Origin of the sequence: Pseudoalteromonas sp. SR41-4 (genome assembly GCF_014163985.1) — a bacterium.
GTDB lineage: Bacteria > Pseudomonadota > Gammaproteobacteria > Enterobacterales > Alteromonadaceae > Pseudoalteromonas > Pseudoalteromonas rhizosphaerae.
Map to the genome: position 1 here is coordinate 1 of NZ_JACJEI010000022.1, position 16,884 is coordinate 16,884.

Annotated in this window: 14 protein-coding genes and 1 rRNA gene; 7 read left to right on the top strand and 8 right to left on the bottom strand. The window is 39.9% G+C overall.

Going from position 1 to position 16,884, the window contains the following annotated elements; all coding sequences use genetic code 11:
* Window positions 1-225 precede the first annotated feature (225 nt).
* From rrf to adk, 4 genes are all read left to right on the top strand, one after another.
* Window positions 226-340 (top strand): 5S ribosomal RNA (gene rrf / locus H5180_RS16150).
* Window positions 341-639: 299 nt separating this feature from the next.
* A complete protein-coding gene (locus H5180_RS16155) occupies window positions 640-1,353 on the top strand; it encodes an RluA family pseudouridine synthase (protein WP_182758626.1) in 714 nt (237 codons plus the stop codon).
* Window positions 1,354-1,488: 135 nt separating this feature from the next.
* On the top strand, window positions 1,489-3,402 hold the full coding sequence (gene htpG / locus H5180_RS16160; RefSeq protein WP_182731943.1) for a molecular chaperone HtpG: 1,914 nt from the start codon (window positions 1,489-1,491) through the stop codon (window positions 3,400-3,402).
* Between the two features lie 180 nt (window positions 3,403-3,582).
* Window positions 3,583-4,227, top strand: a complete 645-nt coding sequence (gene adk, locus H5180_RS16165) for an adenylate kinase (RefSeq protein ID WP_064665952.1) — start codon at window positions 3,583-3,585, stop codon at window positions 4,225-4,227.
* A gap of 69 nt (window positions 4,228-4,296) precedes the next feature.
* On the opposite strand, the gene tpx is transcribed toward adk, so the two are convergent.
* Entirely contained in the window at window positions 4,297-4,878 is a 582-nt protein-coding gene (gene tpx, locus H5180_RS16170; RefSeq protein WP_145242161.1) for a thiol peroxidase, read from the bottom strand.
* A gap of 173 nt (window positions 4,879-5,051) precedes the next feature.
* On the opposite strand from tpx, the gene H5180_RS16175 reads away from it, so the two are divergent.
* Together H5180_RS16175 and H5180_RS16180 are read left to right on the top strand one after the other, a co-directional pair.
* Window positions 5,052-6,056, top strand: a complete 1,005-nt coding sequence (locus H5180_RS16175; RefSeq protein WP_145242159.1) for a response regulator — start codon at window positions 5,052-5,054, stop codon at window positions 6,054-6,056.
* Window positions 6,057-6,060: 4 nt separating this feature from the next.
* Window positions 6,061-7,026 (top strand): diguanylate cyclase, encoded by a 966-nt coding sequence (locus H5180_RS16180; RefSeq protein WP_145242157.1) that lies wholly within the window; start codon window positions 6,061-6,063, stop codon window positions 7,024-7,026.
* A 118-nt stretch (window positions 7,027-7,144) separates the two neighbouring features.
* Here the strand turns inward: H5180_RS16180 and H5180_RS16185 are convergent, their stop codons facing one another.
* The 5 genes from H5180_RS16185 to H5180_RS16205 form a co-directional block, all read right to left on the bottom strand.
* Window positions 7,145-8,026: a universal stress protein gene (locus H5180_RS16185; RefSeq protein WP_182758627.1), complete on the bottom strand. Its 882-nt coding sequence runs from the start codon at window positions 8,024-8,026 to the stop codon at window positions 7,145-7,147.
* A 5-nt stretch (window positions 8,027-8,031) separates the two neighbouring features.
* Complete coding sequence (locus H5180_RS16190) at window positions 8,032-9,546, bottom strand: SpoVR family protein (protein ID WP_145242153.1); 1,515 nt, start codon at window positions 9,544-9,546, stop codon at window positions 8,032-8,034.
* Between the two features lie 21 nt (window positions 9,547-9,567).
* A complete protein-coding gene (locus tag H5180_RS16195) occupies window positions 9,568-10,851 on the bottom strand; it encodes a YeaH/YhbH family protein (protein WP_145242150.1) in 1,284 nt (427 codons plus the stop codon).
* Window positions 10,852-10,881: 30 nt separating this feature from the next.
* Window positions 10,882-12,804 carry a PrkA family serine protein kinase gene (locus tag H5180_RS16200; RefSeq protein WP_182758628.1) on the bottom strand — a complete coding sequence of 641 codons (1,923 nt, stop codon included), beginning with the start codon at window positions 12,802-12,804 and terminating at the stop codon, window positions 10,882-10,884.
* A 179-nt stretch (window positions 12,805-12,983) separates the two neighbouring features.
* Window positions 12,984-13,565, bottom strand: a complete 582-nt coding sequence (locus H5180_RS16205; protein WP_145242146.1) for a superoxide dismutase — start codon at window positions 13,563-13,565, stop codon at window positions 12,984-12,986.
* A gap of 276 nt (window positions 13,566-13,841) precedes the next feature.
* On the opposite strand from H5180_RS16205, the gene H5180_RS16210 reads away from it, so the two are divergent.
* A complete protein-coding gene (locus H5180_RS16210; RefSeq protein WP_064665960.1) occupies window positions 13,842-14,180 on the top strand; it encodes a Grx4 family monothiol glutaredoxin in 339 nt (112 codons plus the stop codon).
* Between the two features lie 29 nt (window positions 14,181-14,209).
* On the opposite strand, the gene H5180_RS16215 is transcribed toward H5180_RS16210, so the two are convergent.
* Both H5180_RS16215 and H5180_RS16220 read right to left on the bottom strand, forming a co-directional pair.
* Complete coding sequence (locus H5180_RS16215) at window positions 14,210-15,550, bottom strand: PAS domain-containing sensor histidine kinase (protein WP_149982776.1); 1,341 nt, start codon at window positions 15,548-15,550, stop codon at window positions 14,210-14,212.
* The gene (locus H5180_RS16220; RefSeq protein ID WP_145242142.1) at window positions 15,550-16,878 is read right to left on the bottom strand and encodes a sigma-54 dependent transcriptional regulator; all 1,329 of its coding nucleotides are present in this window, start codon (window positions 16,876-16,878) and stop codon (window positions 15,550-15,552) included. The genes H5180_RS16215 and H5180_RS16220 overlap by 1 nt, the downstream gene beginning before the upstream one ends.
* Window positions 16,879-16,884: the final 6 nt, after the last annotated feature.

The window sequence follows — 16,884 nt, forward strand, 5'->3', positions numbered from 1 at the left end:
GTACTAATTACCCGTGAGGCTTAACCATACAACGCCAAACGCGTTTTATGTGATAGTTGATAGCGCAAGAAGTTAATAGACTAAAGTAGATTTACTGAAAACTTTATTATCAGAATTCCAAATTTATAAGGTGACTCTTAGCGCGTAGCGTTAAAGTTGAGGCACCTTGCGCAAAGGAAATGTAAGCACTACGTGCTTTGTCATTACTCCTTCGCCCCCTATTTGCTTGGTAACAATAGCGTTTTGGACCCACCTGACCCCATGCCGAACTCAGTAGTGAAACGAAACAGCGCCGATGATAGTGTAGCATTTGCTATGTGAAAGTAGGACATTGCCAGGCTCCAAATTGAGAAAGCCGCTTCAGAAATGAAGCGGCTTTTTTACGTCTGTAGGAAAGTGAAATAGTAAGCGAGTTAGCGAGAGTAAAGCTAGCGAGCCGCACTGTGTCAACCTATACACCGTAGCGTGGGTTGAGTATCTGACACCCACGGATAAAAGAACGCGACGATTAAGCCAGAGCTTTTTCTTTCACATATTTAAATAAGCTTTAAAATAGTACAATGAGAACTTTTCGTACTCATCGCTAAATTCTAGCGCTAATTATTTTGGTTTATGTACTAAATCACAGTAAGGAATTAAATGTCTGATTGTAGTTTGAAACCTAAGATTATTGTCGATGACTTTATTGCATCGGTTTGTCATGAGCATGTGGAAATTTTATATAAAGACGATGATATTTTATTGATCAATAAACCCAGTGGCTTACTGAGTTTATCTGGTAAAAATCCGGCCAATTGGGATTCTGTGCATTATCGTTTAGTGAATGGGCAGCCAGGTCTGACTGCCGCATTTCCGACAGCTAAATTGCCGCATCGATTAGACTATGGTACTTCAGGTATTATGATTGTAGGCCTTAACCCTGAATCAACTAAGCTCCTTAATAAGCAGTTTCAATCAGGGACAATAAAAAAACACTATATAGCCATGTTGGATGGCTGGTTATTAAATGACGTAGGTCAAATAAACGCTGCAATAGTCAAAGATAAGTTACTCTTTCCATTAGTTAAAATTTGTAATGTGACGGGTAAGTCTGCCGTCAGTGACTATTTAGTATTACAGCGCTTAACATCACCGCCGCGTACTTTAGTGCAATTTACCCCTGTGACGGGGCGTACACATCAATTACGTATACACAGTCACAGCATTGGGCACCCAATTATTGGCTGTGATCTGTATAAAAACCAACATAGCCAACAACTGGCTGAGCGCTTACAATTACATGCCAGCGATCTGTTTTTTGTACACCCTCGAAGCTCCAAGCAAACGCCCCTACATTGCCCACAGCCATTTTGATTGTAAGAAAAAACAACTTAACTTCCGTGTTTATCTTGCTATGGCTTACTTTTTTGCTCTTTTGACTTGAAGTTAACAAACCGCGCCCCATATTAAGTGCATAACGCAGACACTTTGCAAATTGGAGATATATAAATGACTGCAGCACAAAAAGAAACATTAGGCTTTCAAACAGAAGTTAAACAACTATTAAACTTAATGATTCACTCACTTTATTCTAATAAAGAAATTTTCTTACGTGAGCTTGTGTCAAATGCCTCAGACGCAGCTGATAAATTACGCTTTTTAGCACTTTCAAATGGTGAACTATACCAAGGTGACGCAGACTTACGTGTACGTATCAGTGCCGATAAAGAAAAAAATACCGTAACTATTTCTGATAACGGTATTGGTATGACTCGTGATGAAGTGATCAGCTCGTTAGGGACTATTGCTAAATCAGGCACTGCTGAGTTTTTCAAAAACTTAACTGGCGACCAAAGCAAAGATTCGCAACTAATTGGTCAGTTCGGTGTTGGTTTTTACTCTGCATTTATAGTTGCAGACTTAGTGACTGTTCGTACTCGCAAAGCCGGTGAAGAAAAAGGCGTTGAATGGCAATCACAAGGTGAGGGCGAATACACGCTAGAAGAAATTGAAAAAGCAGGCCGTGGTACTGAAATTACTTTACATCTTCGTGAAGATGAAAAAGAGTTTGCTGATGAATGGCGCCTACGTAGTATTGTAACTAAGTACTCGGATCATATTTCAACACCAGTACAAATGTACAAAGCCGAAGTGCCTGAGTCAGAAGGTGAAGATGGCGAGAAAATTCCAGCCGTACCTGGTGAGTGGGAAAGCATTAACCGCGCCACAGCAATGTGGACGCGTGATAAATCAGAGCTATCTGATGAAGAATATAAAGAATTTTATAAGCATGTAAGCCATGATTGGGAAGATCCACTGAGCTGGGCTCACAACAAAGTTGAAGGTAAAACTGAATACACAAGCTTACTGTATATTCCTAAAAAAGCACCATTTGATTTATGGAATCGTGACCGTCAAAGTGGCTTAAAGCTATATGTACAACGTGTATTTGTAATGGATGATGCTGAGCAATTTATGCCTAGCTACTTACGCTTTGTAAAAGGTTTACTTGATTCAAACGATTTACCGTTAAACGTATCACGTGAAATTTTACAAGATAACAAAGTAACGCAAGCAATCCGCAAAGGTTGTACGTCACGTACCTTAAAACTGCTTGAGCGTATGGCGAAAAATAAAGCCGACGATTACCAAGTATTTTGGAATGAATTTGGTCAAGTGATCAAAGAAGGTCCAGCAGAAGATGCAGCGAATAAAGAAGCGATTGCTAAGTTACTGCGTTTCTCATCAACACATACTGATGAAGAAGCACAAAACGTTTCATTAGAGCAATACGTTGAGCGTATGAATGAAGGCCAAGACGCGATTTACTACGTTGTTGCGGATTCATTCACTGCGGCGAAAAGCTCTCCACATCTAGAGATCTTCCGTAAGAAAGGTATCGAAGTACTGTTGATGAGTGACCGTGTTGATGAGTGGATGATGAGCCACTTAACCGAGTTTGCTGAAAAACCATTTAAGTCAATTACCCGTGGTGACCTAGACTTAGGTAGCTTAGATGATGAAGAGACCAAAAAAGCGCAAGAAGAGTCTGAAAAAGAAGTTGCAGGCTTAGTTGAGCGCATCAAAACAGCACTTGGCGATAATGTTAAAGATGTACGCTTTACGCATCGTTTAACTGACTCACCAGCCTGTGTGGTCGCTGATGACAACGACATGAGCTCACAAATGCAAAAGCTAATGGAATCAGTAGGTCAAGCTGCTCCAGAAGCAAAACCAATTTTTGAGCTTAACCCTGAGCATCAACTTGTTAAGCATTTAAATGTTGAACAAGACGAAGACAAATTTGCACAGTGGTCACATGTACTGCTTGATCAAGCCTTGCTTGCAGAGCGCGGTACATTAAAAGATCCAGCAGGTTTTGTGACTCGCTTAAATAAATTAATGTTAGATTTGAGTAAGTAATTGCTCAAAAACTAACATTTTAATAAAAAGGGAACTTCGGTTCCCTTTTTTTATGATCTCAACGTAGTCAATTGGTATAAGTTGCTTGAGTATCTGCGGCGCTTATGGAAGAATTCAAGCTTTATAATAAATCATACTGATATGCTTTTTGTAAAATCAGTATCAAACGAGGACAATGATATGCGCATTATTCTTTTGGGCGCGCCGGGTGCAGGTAAAGGCACTCAAGCTCAGTTTTTGATGGATAAGTACGGTATTCCACAAATTTCAACTGGTGATATGTTACGTGCTGCAATTAAAGAAGGCACACCACTGGGTCTTGAAGCGAAAAAAGTAATGGATGCAGGTCAGTTAATTTCTGATGACATCATCATAGGTCTTGTTAAAGAGCGTATTACTAAAGCTGATTGTGAAAAAGGTTTTTTACTAGACGGTTTCCCACGTACCATCCCACAAGCTGATGCAATGAAAGAAAATGGCGTAGTTGTTGATCACGTTATTGAGTTTGATGTGGCTGATGAAATTATTGTTGACCGAATGGGTGGACGTCGCGTTCATCCTGGTTCCGGCCGTGTTTATCACGTAGTTTACAATCCGCCAAAAGTGGAAGGTAAAGACGACGTTACAGGTGAAGATCTGATCATCCGTGCTGATGACACAGAAGAAACAGTACGTAAACGTTTAGGTATTTACCATGAGCAAACAATGCCATTGGTTGATTATTACCAAGCGGAAGCGCAAGCGGGCAATACGCAATATCATAAACTAGATGGTACTCAAGCTGTTGAAGCTGTTAATCAGCAACTTGCTGAATTATTGGGTTGATAATTCAATCAATAAAAAACCGCCGATTGGCGGTTTTTTTATCATTGTAATGTACTCTAGCGCAATAAATTACAATGCGTTTAAAGCACTTATAACTGGGTCATACTTTGGCTCTGTTGATAAATCAGCTACTAACTGCTTGTAAACAACTTTATGACTTGCATCTAATACAAATACGGCTCGTGTAAGCAGACCCATATCTTTAATGATCAGACCATAGTTTTGACCAAAGTCACGCCATACTGAATCAGATAAAGCAGTAATTTTATCTATGTTCTCGGCTTTGCAAAAACGTTTTTGTGCAAACGGTAAATCAGCACTAATGGTGAGCATGGCTATATTTGGAAATTGCGATGCAACCTTTTCGTTAAAATGCTTGGTTTGAATGCTACAAACACCAGTATCCAGACTTGGAACAACGCTTATTAAAACGGCTTTACCTTGGTAATCGGCTAAAGTAATTGGCGTGAATGAGCCATCAACCACTTTAAAGTCTGGTGCTTTATCGCCTAGTTTTACACCTTGTCCTAATAAAGTTATTGGCTTAGATTGTGCTGATACTTTTCCCGCATCAAGCGTGTTTTCGGTCATATCGGCGGCAAAAGCCATTGAACAAAAGGCACTTAAAGCAAAAGTGAGTGATCGGAGCATAAGGTATTTCCTTTAGAGTTAACGCAATTAGGCTGAGTGTATTATAATCATCCATGGACACCAAGAGTTTAATGCAATTTAAAATTGTAATGTATGGTTACATTGATTAACATAAAGCAGTAATAAATGTTTACATTTTTACTAATAAAAATAAAAGCAATCAGAGAGAGACTATGTCAACATCGGTACTAATTTGTGATGATTCTAAGCTTGCGCGCCGTCAGTTAGCTCGTTCGTTGCCCGATGATTGGGATATTAAAGTTGAGTTTGCTGAAGATGGCGTGCATTGTATTAAGCAAATTAAAGCGTTAAACCCGGAAATCTTATTTCTCGATTTAAATATGCCGCAAATGGATGGCTACGAAGTACTGCAAGCGATTCAAGAGCAAAACTTGGATATATTAACCGTTGTTGTCTCTGGCGATATTCAGCCCAATGCGCATCAACGGGTAATCGAACTTGGCGCGATAGACTTTATCCAAAAACCATGTGATGCCCAAAAGCTTGCCGATATTATCGAACACCATGGAATTAAAGATAAAGCAATGCGTGAGCGGCTCTCACACCGCTTAGGTGAGCAAGTTGACCCAGATGTCAGAGACATATACCAAGAGCTGACTAACGTGGCAATGGGGCAGGCTGGAGACTTATTAGCACGGCTATTAAATGTATTTGTTGAATTGCCTATTCCTAATGTCAATATTCTCGAAGTTAATGAACTTGATATGGCACTGCGATCAATTGATGCCAATGCAACAACGTCAGGCGTGTGCCAAGGTTTTATTGGTGGTGGTGTATCCGGTGAGGCATTGTTACTTCTAAATGATTCTAGCTTTAAAGAAATTGCGTCCTTGATGAATTATGAAGGGGAGCTCACTAACAAAATTGAGCTGGAGTTATTAATGGATATTAGTAATATCCTGATTGGTGCAATCTTAACGGGATTATCTCGCCAATTAGATATGACTTTTAGCCAAGGACATCCGGTGGTGTTAGGCCAACATTGTGATGTATCTGATTTAGTTAAAGCAAACAAATCACGCTGGCAACGTACTCTGGCAATAGAAATTAGCTATGGTATTGAGAACCACAATATTAACTGTGACTTGATGCTATTATTTACCGAAGACTCACTAAAAACTTTGAAATACAAAGTTGCTTACCTATTAGAAGACTAACATTATGCCTGCTGCTGATTTTAATATGAATGAAATCCATTGGTTAATGGATATGTTTAATACCGTAGATGTTGGTTTAGTGGTGTTAGATAGGGACTATAAAGTGTGTATTTGGAATGGTTTTATGGAAAACCATTCAGGTATGTTACCCAGCGCTGTAAAAGATAAAGACTTGTTTGATTTATTTCCATCAATTGATGAAAAGTGGTTTCGTAGTAAGTCAGAATCAGTGTTTATTTTGAAAAACCGTTCATTCACTATTTGGGAACAGCAGCCATATATTTTCCGCTTTAAAAATTACCGTCCAATCACGGGTAAAGCAGACCATATGTTTCAAAACGCTACGTTTATTCCTCTATCAAATACGATGGGAGAAGTTGGCCATATTTGTATCATTCTTTATGATGTAACTGATATGGCAGTGAATAAAAAAGAACTTGAAGAAGTAAATCGTGAACTTGAACAAGTGAGTCAAACGGACGCACTAACAAAATTGACTAATCGAGGTCATTGGGAAGATACCCTACGAAAAGAATTTCTTAGGATCAAACGCAGTGGTGGCACAAGTACTTTATTGATGTTTGATATCGATCACTTTAAAAAAGTAAATGATGAACATGGGCACCGTTGTGGCGATGAAGCACTGCGTAACATTGCTGATTTACTGCGTAAAACATTACGTGAAACAGACATCGCAGGTCGTTATGGCGGCGAAGAATTTGCAGTAACGTTATTAGACACGGATCACAAAGGTGCTGAGATATTTGCTGAGCGTTTGCGTAGTTTAATTGAAAACTCATCCATTTACTTTGACGAAAAGCAAATTAAAGTGACTGTTAGTGTTGGTTTTGCCTGTTTTCAAGATGAATTCGAACGTTATGAAAAATGGATTGAAGCGGCTGATAAGGCACTTTACTTTTCAAAAGAAAATGGCAGAAATTGTATTACTGCATATAAAGATTTGAGTTAACCTTGATGAGTATAAATACCCTCGCGACACAATAGCAAAAGTTTAAATTAAGTTGCTTTGAATAGGCATAAAAAATGACGCAAAATGCGTCATTTTTTATGCTATCGCCAGCAGGTATCTAGCATTCAGGTGGCAAAATAAGCAAGTCTGTTTTTAGTAACCGCATAACTTTTTCAGCGGTATTGCCAATTAACTTACCTTTTATACCTATGTTGCCTACTGAGCCCATGATCACGAGACCGGCACTAAGCTTAGCTGCAATACTTGGGATCACTTGCTCGGCTAGGCCCGCTTTTATATGAAGGTTATTTTTTATATCGTGCTCAATAATTAAATTACGTTGAATGACAGGTAGTTTGTCAAAAGCATTCAGTACTTGTTCGTCTGAAAATACAATGCCTAAGTCTCTTAAAATTGGGGATACATGAACGGTATAACAAGTATAAAACTGACAGTCATAATGCTTAGAATAAGCTAAACCAGTTTCAATTATATCTTTGTTTAGTTTGTATTTAGTGGCTTTTTCGCTACCTAAATCAAGCGCAGCTAACACATTGGTGTTATTGCGCCAGGTATTATCCGCAGCTAAATAAAGTGGTAGTGGGGTAAAGCGGATCAACTGCCAGTCAAGTTCACTAAATTGACAATGCTCGTCAATATGCCGCGTTTTTATCACCATCTCATAATTTTCAAAGTCACTCTCATTGGCTAACCATTGCTCAGGTGCCTCATGCCAAATAATATTTAATGAATAATCTGATTCTGACAATTCGCTTTCAAGTAGTGGTACTAATTCTTTTTTGAGAGTAGCCAACCTTGTTTCTTGAATTACTTGCAATTGTTCAGCTGGCGGCGAGAACAAAATATTACCAGCACTTTCATAGGCAAAGGCGACGATATCAATATGTTTTTGCTTACCAATTGCTTTGTGTTTCGCGTGCAAAATAGAAGTACGTGCAAATTCTACTGAATCAATTAGTACGAGAAGCTTTTTATCCATTCTATTCACTCTGTTGTATGGCGTGAATCATCTGATGGACATTGCCCGAGTATATTCAATTCGCCAGAGGTTGACTCTTGTTCCAGTTTTACCTTAAAGCCCCATAGTCTGTAAAGGTGTTTTAATACCTCATGGTGAGACTTTGCCAGTGGAATATCCTGATGTGGCACGTAGCGCAAGGTTAAAGAGCGATCACCTCTAATATCAACATCATAGATCTGAATGTTGGGTTCGTGATTACTGAGGTTATATTGTGCTGAGAGCGCAGTCCGTACTGCGTGATAGCCGCTTTCATCGTGGATCGCACCAACTTGTAGATTCGGATCTTTTTCATGATCGATAATAGTGAATAATTTAAAGTCACGAATAAGTTTGGGTGATAAAAATTGGCTAATAAAACTTTCGTCTTTAAAGTTTTCCATTGCAAAGTGCAGCGTATCTAACCAGTTGCTCCCGGCATATTCTGGAAACCACTGTTTATCTTCTTCGGTAGGGTTTTCACAAATACGGCGGATATCCACCATCATATTAAAACCCAGCGCATAAGGGTTAATACCCGAATAATAATTACTATTGTAAGGGGGCTGATACACAACATTAGTATGACTTTGTAAAAACTCTAACATGAATGAGTCAGTGAGTTTCCCTTCATCATATAAGTGATTCAAAATAGTATAATGCCAAAACGTTGCCCAGCCTTCATTCATTACTTGGGTTTGCTTTTGAGGATAAAAATATTGTGAGATTTTACGCACAATACGAATTATTTCTCGTTGCCAAGATTCCAGTAATGGCGCATTTTTTTCTATAAAATACAAAATATTTTCTTGTGGCTCTGAAGGAAAATGACGCTCGTGTTTTTTAGTTTCCTGTTGATGTGAAGGTATTGTGCGCCAAAGTTCGTTCACTTGTGATTGTAAGTAATCTTCGCGCTCTTGTTGGCGTTTTTGTTCTTCAAATAAAGATATTTGCTGTGGGCGTTTATAACGATCAACACCGTAATTCATAAGTGCATGGCATGAATCGATTAGGTTTTCGACTTCATCAATGCCATGTTTTTCTTCGCAACGAGCAATATAATTTTTTGCAAATAATAGGTAGTCAATAATAGAGCTGGCATCAGTCCATGTTTTAAATAAATAATTACCTTTAAAAAACGAGTTGTGCCCGTAGCAAGCGTGCGCCATCACTAAAGCCTGCATTGGAAGGGTATTTTCTTCCATTAAATAAGCAATACAAGGATTCGAGTTTATGACAATTTCATAAGCCAATCCCATTTGTCCGCGTTTGTAGTTTTGCTCAGTTTGAATAAATTTTTTACCATAAGACCAGTGACTATAGCCAATAGGCATACCAACACTGGAATAGGCATCCATCATTTGTTCTGCGGTGATCACTTCAATCTGATTAGGATAAGTATCGAGGCGATAATGTTCAGCAACCCGCGCAATTTCGTCTTGGTATTGTTGTAGTAATTCAAATGTCCAATCTGGCCCATCACTCATTCGTTTATTGGTCATATAAATACCTCGCTGTACAGCCTAGGCTGCCCCTTGGTGTTGACGACTCTTCTTGAATAACTCACGGAAAATAGGGTAAATATCTTCAACATTGCGTATATGTTGAATAGCAAAGTTATTATGAGTTTGACAAATATTTTGATACTCACGCCATAGGCTCTGATGGGCGCGGGTAGTGATCTCAATATAAGCGTAATAGCGAATGGTACTGAGCAACTTGTTGCGTAAGATCTCTGAGCATTGGGGAGAGTCATCTGCCCAATTGTCGCCATCAGAGGCTTGTGCTGCATACACATTCCACTCGCCAGCGTTATAACGCTCGGTAATTATCTCATTCATTAACTTCAGTGCGCTGGAGACAATTGTGCCGCCAGTTTCTTGGGAATAGAAAAACTCCTGTTCGTCGACCTCTTTGGCTTGGGTATGATGGCGAATATACACCACTTCAATGTCTTTATAACTGCGGGTCAAAAATTGATAAAGCAAAATATAAAAACGTTTTGCCATATCTTTGGTTGCTTGATCCATCGAGCCCGACACATCCATAATACAAAACATCACCGCTTTACTAGTTGGATGAGGCTGTTTTTCATAGTTACGAAAGCGCAAATCGTAATTATCAATAAAGGGCACTGCACTGATGCGTTTTTGTAATGCGGCGATTTCTTGCTCCATTAATGCAATAGCAGCTATATCAGGTTCAGGCTCAGCCATTAATAGGCAAAGCTGTGCTTCAAGCTCTGCTAATTGACGCTTTTTACCCGCGCTCATCGCAACACGCCTTGCAAGTGAGCCCTGAAGTGAACGCACAATATCAATATTACTCGGCATACCATCACTACAAAAACCAGCACGATGAGTTTTCATTTGCACGAGTTTGTCTAACTGGTTTTGCTGTAAATTTGGCAGTTCTAAGTCTTCAAACAGTAAGTCTAGATACTCATCTTTAGAAATCGAGAAGACAAAGTCATCTTCTCCTTCACCAGAGTCACTCGCTTCACCTTCGCCGGCTCCACCACCTTGCCCACCTTGCGGGCGTTTAATTTTATCACCGGTTGAGAACTGATCGTTACCAGGATGAATTTGTTCTCTATCGCCCCCTTTACCTTGATGGAAAGTAGGTTCACTTATATCCCGTTGCGGGATCGAAATACTCTCACCGCTACTGGAGTCAGTGACACTGCGTTTATTTATTGCATCTGACACCGCTTCTTTGATCTGTTTTTTATAGCGCCTGATAAAGCGTTGACGATTTAACGTGCTCTTATTCTTACCGTTCAGGCGACGGTCTATAAAATGCGCCATAAAGACCCCCTAAAAATACACAGCTGCGTGTTATTGCGATTTACGCACGCGTAAATACCACTCTGATAACAAACGAACTTGCTTTTGGGTATATCCTTTTTCCACCATACGATTGACAAAATCTTCATGTTTTTTCTGATCTTCTGCGGATGTTTTCGCATTGAAGGAAATAACGGGTAATAGTTCTTCAGTATTGGAGAACATTTTTTTCTCAATCACAGTGCGCAGTTTTTCATAGCTGGTCCACAATGGATTTTTACCATTGTTGTGCGCCCGTGCACGCAATACAAAATTAACGATTTCGTTACGGAAATCTTTTGGATTTGAAATGCCTGCTGGTTTTTCAATTTTTTCAAGTTCGGCATTTAATGCTTCGCGGTTGAATAGCTGGCCGGTATCAGGGTCGCGATACTCTTGGTCTTGGATCCAAAAATCAGCATAAGTGACATAGCGGTCAAAAATGTTTTGCCCGTACTCAGAGTAAGACTCTAAATAAGCTGTTTGCAGTTCTTTACCAATAAACTCAACATACTTCGGGATTAAATAGCCTTTCAAGTGGCTTAAGTAGCGTTCTTCAACGTCGGCAGAGAATTGCTCTCGTTCAATTTGTTGCTCTAATACATAAAATAAATGCACTGGGTTTGCCGCTACCTCAAGTGTGTCAAAGTTAAACACGCGCGATAAAATTTTAAATGCAAACCGAGTTGATAGTCCGGTCATGCCTTCATCTACACCGGCATAATCTCGATACTCTTGATACGATTTAGCTTTAGGATCGGTGTCTTTCAAGCTTTCGCCGTCATATACCCGCATTTTTGAGTAGATACTAGAGTTTTCTGGATCTTTTAACCGTGATAGCGTGGTAAATTTTGCCAATGTTTCCAGTGTGCCTGGCGCGCAAGGAGCATTATATAATTCACTATGTTCCAATAGCTTGTCGTAGATTTTTACCTCTTCAGATGCACGTAAACAATACGGCACTTTGACGATGTAAACACGGTCTAAAAAGGCTTCATTGTTCTTGTTGTTTTTAAAGGTCTGCCATTCTGATTCGTTTGAATGAGCCAAAATCATGCCATTAAAGGGCAGTGCACTAATACCTTCGGTGCCATTATAATTTCCCTCTTGCGTGGCTGTTAAAAGCGGATGCAATACTTTGATTGGCGCTTTAAACATCTCAACAAATTCCATTAAACCTTGATTTGCAAGACATAATGAACCGGAATAAGCATAAGCATCAGCATCGTTTTGAGCAAAATGTTCTAGTTTGCGAATATCAACTTTACCGACTAAAGCGGAAATATCTTGGTTGTTTTCATCCCCAGGTTCAGTTTTTGCAATAGCAATTTGATTTAAAATAGAGGGGTAGCGTTTTACCACTTTAAACTGGCTAATATCACCATTAAATTCAGATAAGCGCTTAGTGGCCCATGGTGACATAATAGTTTTTAAGTAACGGGGCTTAATCCCGTATTCTTTTGCCATCAGCTCAGCATCTTCATTAGGATCAAAAAGCGCCAACGGGTGGTCATTGACCGGTGAGCCTTTAATTGAGTAAATAGGCACTTGTTGCATTAAATATTTTAGCTTTTCGGCAATCGATGATTTACCACCGCCAACAGGTCCAAGTAGATAAAGCACTTGTTTACATTCTTCAAGGCCTTGCGCGGCATGTTTTAGGTAAGAAACGATTTGTTCAATCGCATCCTCCATACCGTAAAAATCATTAAAGGCAGGGTAACGTGCTACTACTCTGTTTGAAAATAATCGACTTAACCGTGCATCCTTTGAAGTATCGATCATTTTTGGCTCACCAATGGCCGCTAATAATCGCTCTGGTGCGCTGGCATAAGCCGATTTATCAGTTTTACAAATCTCTAAGAACTCAGCGATACTATACTCTTCTTCTTGTGCCGCTTCGTATCGTGCTTGGTAATGCTCAAAAATACTCATGGAAACCTCCGAAAAACCTGCTTAAACTAGGTGCTTACAAATTAAAAAAGAAGCAAAGGTTATTTAAAGCTTAGTCACGAATTTGATTTTTTGTGCAATAAAATTAAAAATTTATGTTAGAAAACAAAAAAGACGCCGGAGCGTCTTTTAAATTGGGCTTGCTCAGAACGAGCAATCAATTATGCGAAGTTAGCGTTCGCGAATTCCCAGTTAACAAGCGACCAGAATGCTTTTAAGTAGTCTGGACGAACGTTACGGAAATCAATGTAGTAAGCATGTTCCCACAGGTCCACAGTCAGGATCGGTGTTACACCGTCTTGAGTTAGTGGCGTTGCTGCGTTAGAAGTATTAACGATGTCTAAAGAACCATCAGCTAATTTAACTAACCATGTCCAGCTTGAACCAAAGTTGTTCACTGCTTTATCATCAAAAGCTGCTTGGAATGCTTCAAAAGAACCCCATTTAGCATTGATAGCATCTGCAACAGCGCCTGTTGCTTCGCCACCGCCATTTGGAGATAGGCTGTTCCAGTAAAAAGTATGGTTCCAGATCTGTGCTGCATTGTTAAATACGCCACCTTCAGAAGAACATACGATTTCTTCAAGTGATTTACCTTCAAATTCAGTACCTGGGATTAAACCGTTAAGTTTAGTCACATAAGTGTTGTGGTGCTTGCCGTGGTGAAACTCTAATGTTTCTTGTGAAATATGTGGCTCAAGTGCATTAATTGCATATGGTAGTGACGGTAGTTCAAATGCCATTTTTTATCTCCATCTTCTTTTGGTTGATAGTTCAAATAGTAATAGTTAATGCCTGTTCAAACAGGGTAGTTACCTATACCAAATGAGATTATAGTGTTACTATAATTGTTGAGTATTTTACTCAAGTTTTAGCAAACAGCAATGCCAAACAGCAGTGCAAATGCAAGACTATTTCGATTGCGGCTTTATTTGCCCACTTTAAGATACATATATGAGGCTTAATGAAAATTTTTCAAGCCTTAATATGTTCAGCTATCGTCACTTTTGAGGTTGTAGATGGAAACCATTGATAAAATTAAACAGCAGATTTCTGAAAATCCAATTATCCTTTATATGAAAGGATCGCCTAAATTACCAAATTGTGGTTTTTCTTCACAAGCATCTCAAGCATTAATGTCATGCGGTGAACCGTTTGCCTATGTTGATATTTTACTAAATCCTGATATCCGAGCTGAATTACCAGCATATGCCAATTGGCCAACATTTCCACAACTGTGGGTTGATGGCGAATTAATTGGTGGTTGTGACATTATCATTGAAATGTTTCAACGTGGTGAATTACAACCACTGATCACCGAAACAGCAGCTAAATATAAAGAAGCTGACGCTGAGTAACGTTTATCAGCAAATCAACAAAAAGCCGCTTAATTGCGGCTTTTTTGTGATTGTTTGTTAGGACCGTGGGGCAGAATGACATGAACACTAAGCCCACCGTGCTTACGATTGTGTAAGCTAATTTGACCATGATGCGCTTCGACTATTTCACGGCACAATGCTAACCCCAAACCACTACCAGCGACTTTAGTTGAATAAAATGGGATTAATGCATTGGCCATCACTTGCTCACTCATACCTTTACCTTGGTCGTTTACACTGATATGTGTGCCTTTAATATTCTGTGTAACAGTGACACTTATATGTTCGCTTGCAGAGCCTGATTCGTGAGCATTTTTTATTAAGTTGATCAGTAGCTGCTCGACTTGAGTCGGATCAGCCAGTGTATGCACGTCATTACTTATATCGAGCATAAAACACCATTGATTTTGCAGTTGTGTGAGCAACACTTGCCAATTAATTGCGCTTGGCTGAGGAGTGGGCAGTTTGGCAAATTTGCCATAGCCTTGTACAAAGTCGTTTAAATGTTTGATGCGTTCAGAAATGGTAGCAAACACGCGGCTAAGTCTGGGTTCGTCTACTTTTTCACTGAGTAACTGGCCGCTGTGCAGCATTGACGACATGGGACCCAGAGAGTTATTAAGTTCGTGACTGATGATCCGAATGACCTTTTTCCACACCTCGACTTCTTGACGGCTAAGTTCGCGGGTGAGTTGTTTAAAGACATATAAGTAATGGTATTGATTGTTAAGTAATAACTTACCGGTTGATAAATGCCACGCTTGAGATTCTTGGTCTTCAGTATCTAGCGTAAATAAACCATCGCTACCGCGCGTTAAAGCATTGTTTAACTGTGGATGAGCATTTTCAAGCAGGTGTGCAAACTGACTTCCTTCAAGCGCTGTTTTGGCATTAAAAAGGTCTCGGGCACTGTAGTTACTATAAACAATAAAGCCTTTATCATTTTTTAAAATAACGGCTTGGGGAGAGCTTTGTAGCACTTTATCAAGCATCAGCTCGCGCTGATAGATCCATTGTTTCTCTTGGCGTAATTGCTTTGCAGTTTGATTATACAATTGACACAAGCGGCCTAATTCATCGTTGCCGTTATAAGCTAGTAAGGTTGCTAATTCACCGTCTTTAAAATTAAGCAAACCAGTTTCAAGTGAGTGTATGCCTTGCACCAGAGTGCGGCTGAGCCGAAAAGATAAATAACTTGCCAGCAGCGATGTGAGCAGCGTTGTTATTAATAGTGAAGGCCAGCTTAAATGGGTTAACCAGCAGATGAGCCAAACAGGAATAAGTGCAGAGATGTTACATATCAGCACTATTTTACGAGTGAGAGACAGTGCAGGTTTATTTTTTTCCATTAGTAATCAATCTCAAATTTCTGCAAACGGCGGTACAGTGCTTGACGACTTAAACCAAACTGTCTGGCAACTTTTGCGATCACTCCTTGGTGCTGACGCATAGCTTGTTCTAGTTCTACTCTACTGGGTTCTTGTTTAGCAAAGTTAGTGTGCAGCGGTTGCGATTGTAGAGCAAAATCATCGAGGGTAATGTCGCCATTAGGTTTGAGTACGGCTGCGCGTTTACAGGCATTTTCTAGCTCACGAACGTTGCCGGGCCAATTGTGCGCGAGTAATCCTTGCTCTGTTGTAAGCGATAATTCGCGCTCGCCTAAGAAGTGTTTAGCAAGCGCTAAAATGTCATCTGGTCTTTGCGCTAAACTGGGTAAATTTAGCTCAATCACGTTGAGGCGATAATATAAGTCTTCTCTAAATCGACCTGCATGAATGGCCGCTTTTAAATCTTCATTGGTAGCTGAAATAACCCGAACATTTACTTTTTGTGTTTTTGTTGAACCGAGTCGTTCAAACTCACCAGTTTGTAACACGCGCAGTAGTTTCATTTGCCCTGATAATGGCAGGTTACCAATTTCATCTAAAAACAGCGTACCACCATCAGCGGCCTCAAAGCGACCAATTCGCTGTTTGGTGATGCCAGTATAAGCACCCGCTTCAGCGCCAAATAATTCGGCTTCAATTAAATCATGGGGCAGGGCTCCGGCATTGATGGTCAAAAACGGGGCATGGTTTAAGTGAGAATTGGCTTGAATAATTTGTGCAATGCGTTCTTTACCACTGCCATTTGCACCTGTTATTAGCACAGAGACATCTGACTTAGCGACTTGTATTGCCATATTGAGAATTTTTTCCATGGCGGTACTTTGATACACTAAACCAACTAGGTTGGCATCGGCTAAACTTGATGTTCGCTCTTGCTGGTGGCGCGCATACATTACATTTTGTTGTTTTGCTTGGCCAAGTTCGATTAAGTTATTAACACAGGTGAGGAGCTTGCTATCGTCCCATGGTTTAGGTAAGTAATCAGCGGCGCCGGCTTTGACTAGCTCTATGGCGCTGGCCAGTTCAGTCCACGCGGTGATCAAAATAATCGGTAAGTGCGGGTTGAGAGCTCTTAGTTGATAAAACAACGCTTTACCTTCTTCGCCAGAGGTGGTGTCATTACTAAAATTCATATCTTGAATAACCAGCGCGATACGTTGGTATTGCACTATTTGTAAGGCTTCAAGCTGCGTTTTTGCAGTCACAACCTGATAGTCATGAATTTCTAACAGTAATGACAAGGCTTCTAATATGGCAGGGTTGTCATCGACAATAAGTATTTTTTCCATGTGAAT

Bases quoted from the DNA above. Each gene is read 5' to 3' on its own strand.
- H5180_RS16190 (WP_145242153.1), bottom strand. From the start codon at position 9,546: ATGACCAATAAACGAATGAGTGATGGGCCAGATTGGACATTTGAATTA.
- H5180_RS16155 (WP_182758626.1), top strand. From the start codon at position 640: ATGTCTGATTGTAGTTTGAAACCTAAGATTATTGTCGATGACTTTATT.
- H5180_RS16220 (WP_145242142.1), bottom strand. From the start codon at position 16,878: ATGGAAAAAATACTTATTGTCGATGACAACCCTGCCATATTAGAAGCC.
- tpx (WP_145242161.1), bottom strand. From the start codon at position 4,878: ATGCTCCGATCACTCACTTTTGCTTTAAGTGCCTTTTGTTCAATGGCT.
- H5180_RS16200 (WP_182758628.1), bottom strand. From the start codon at position 12,804: ATGAGTATTTTTGAGCATTACCAAGCACGATACGAAGCGGCACAAGAA.
- H5180_RS16175 (WP_145242159.1), top strand. From the start codon at position 5,052: ATGTCAACATCGGTACTAATTTGTGATGATTCTAAGCTTGCGCGCCGT.
- H5180_RS16210 (WP_064665960.1), top strand. From the start codon at position 13,842: ATGGAAACCATTGATAAAATTAAACAGCAGATTTCTGAAAATCCAATT.
- htpG (WP_182731943.1), top strand. From the start codon at position 1,489: ATGACTGCAGCACAAAAAGAAACATTAGGCTTTCAAACAGAAGTTAAA.
- H5180_RS16215 (WP_149982776.1), bottom strand. From the start codon at position 15,550: ATGGAAAAAAATAAACCTGCACTGTCTCTCACTCGTAAAATAGTGCTG.
- H5180_RS16180 (WP_145242157.1), top strand. From the start codon at position 6,061: ATGCCTGCTGCTGATTTTAATATGAATGAAATCCATTGGTTAATGGAT.
- adk (WP_064665952.1), top strand. From the start codon at position 3,583: ATGCGCATTATTCTTTTGGGCGCGCCGGGTGCAGGTAAAGGCACTCAA.
- H5180_RS16195 (WP_145242150.1), bottom strand. From the start codon at position 10,851: ATGGCGCATTTTATAGACCGTCGCCTGAACGGTAAGAATAAGAGCACG.
- H5180_RS16205 (WP_145242146.1), bottom strand. From the start codon at position 13,565: ATGGCATTTGAACTACCGTCACTACCATATGCAATTAATGCACTTGAG.
- H5180_RS16185 (WP_182758627.1), bottom strand. From the start codon at position 8,026: ATGGATAAAAAGCTTCTCGTACTAATTGATTCAGTAGAATTTGCACGT.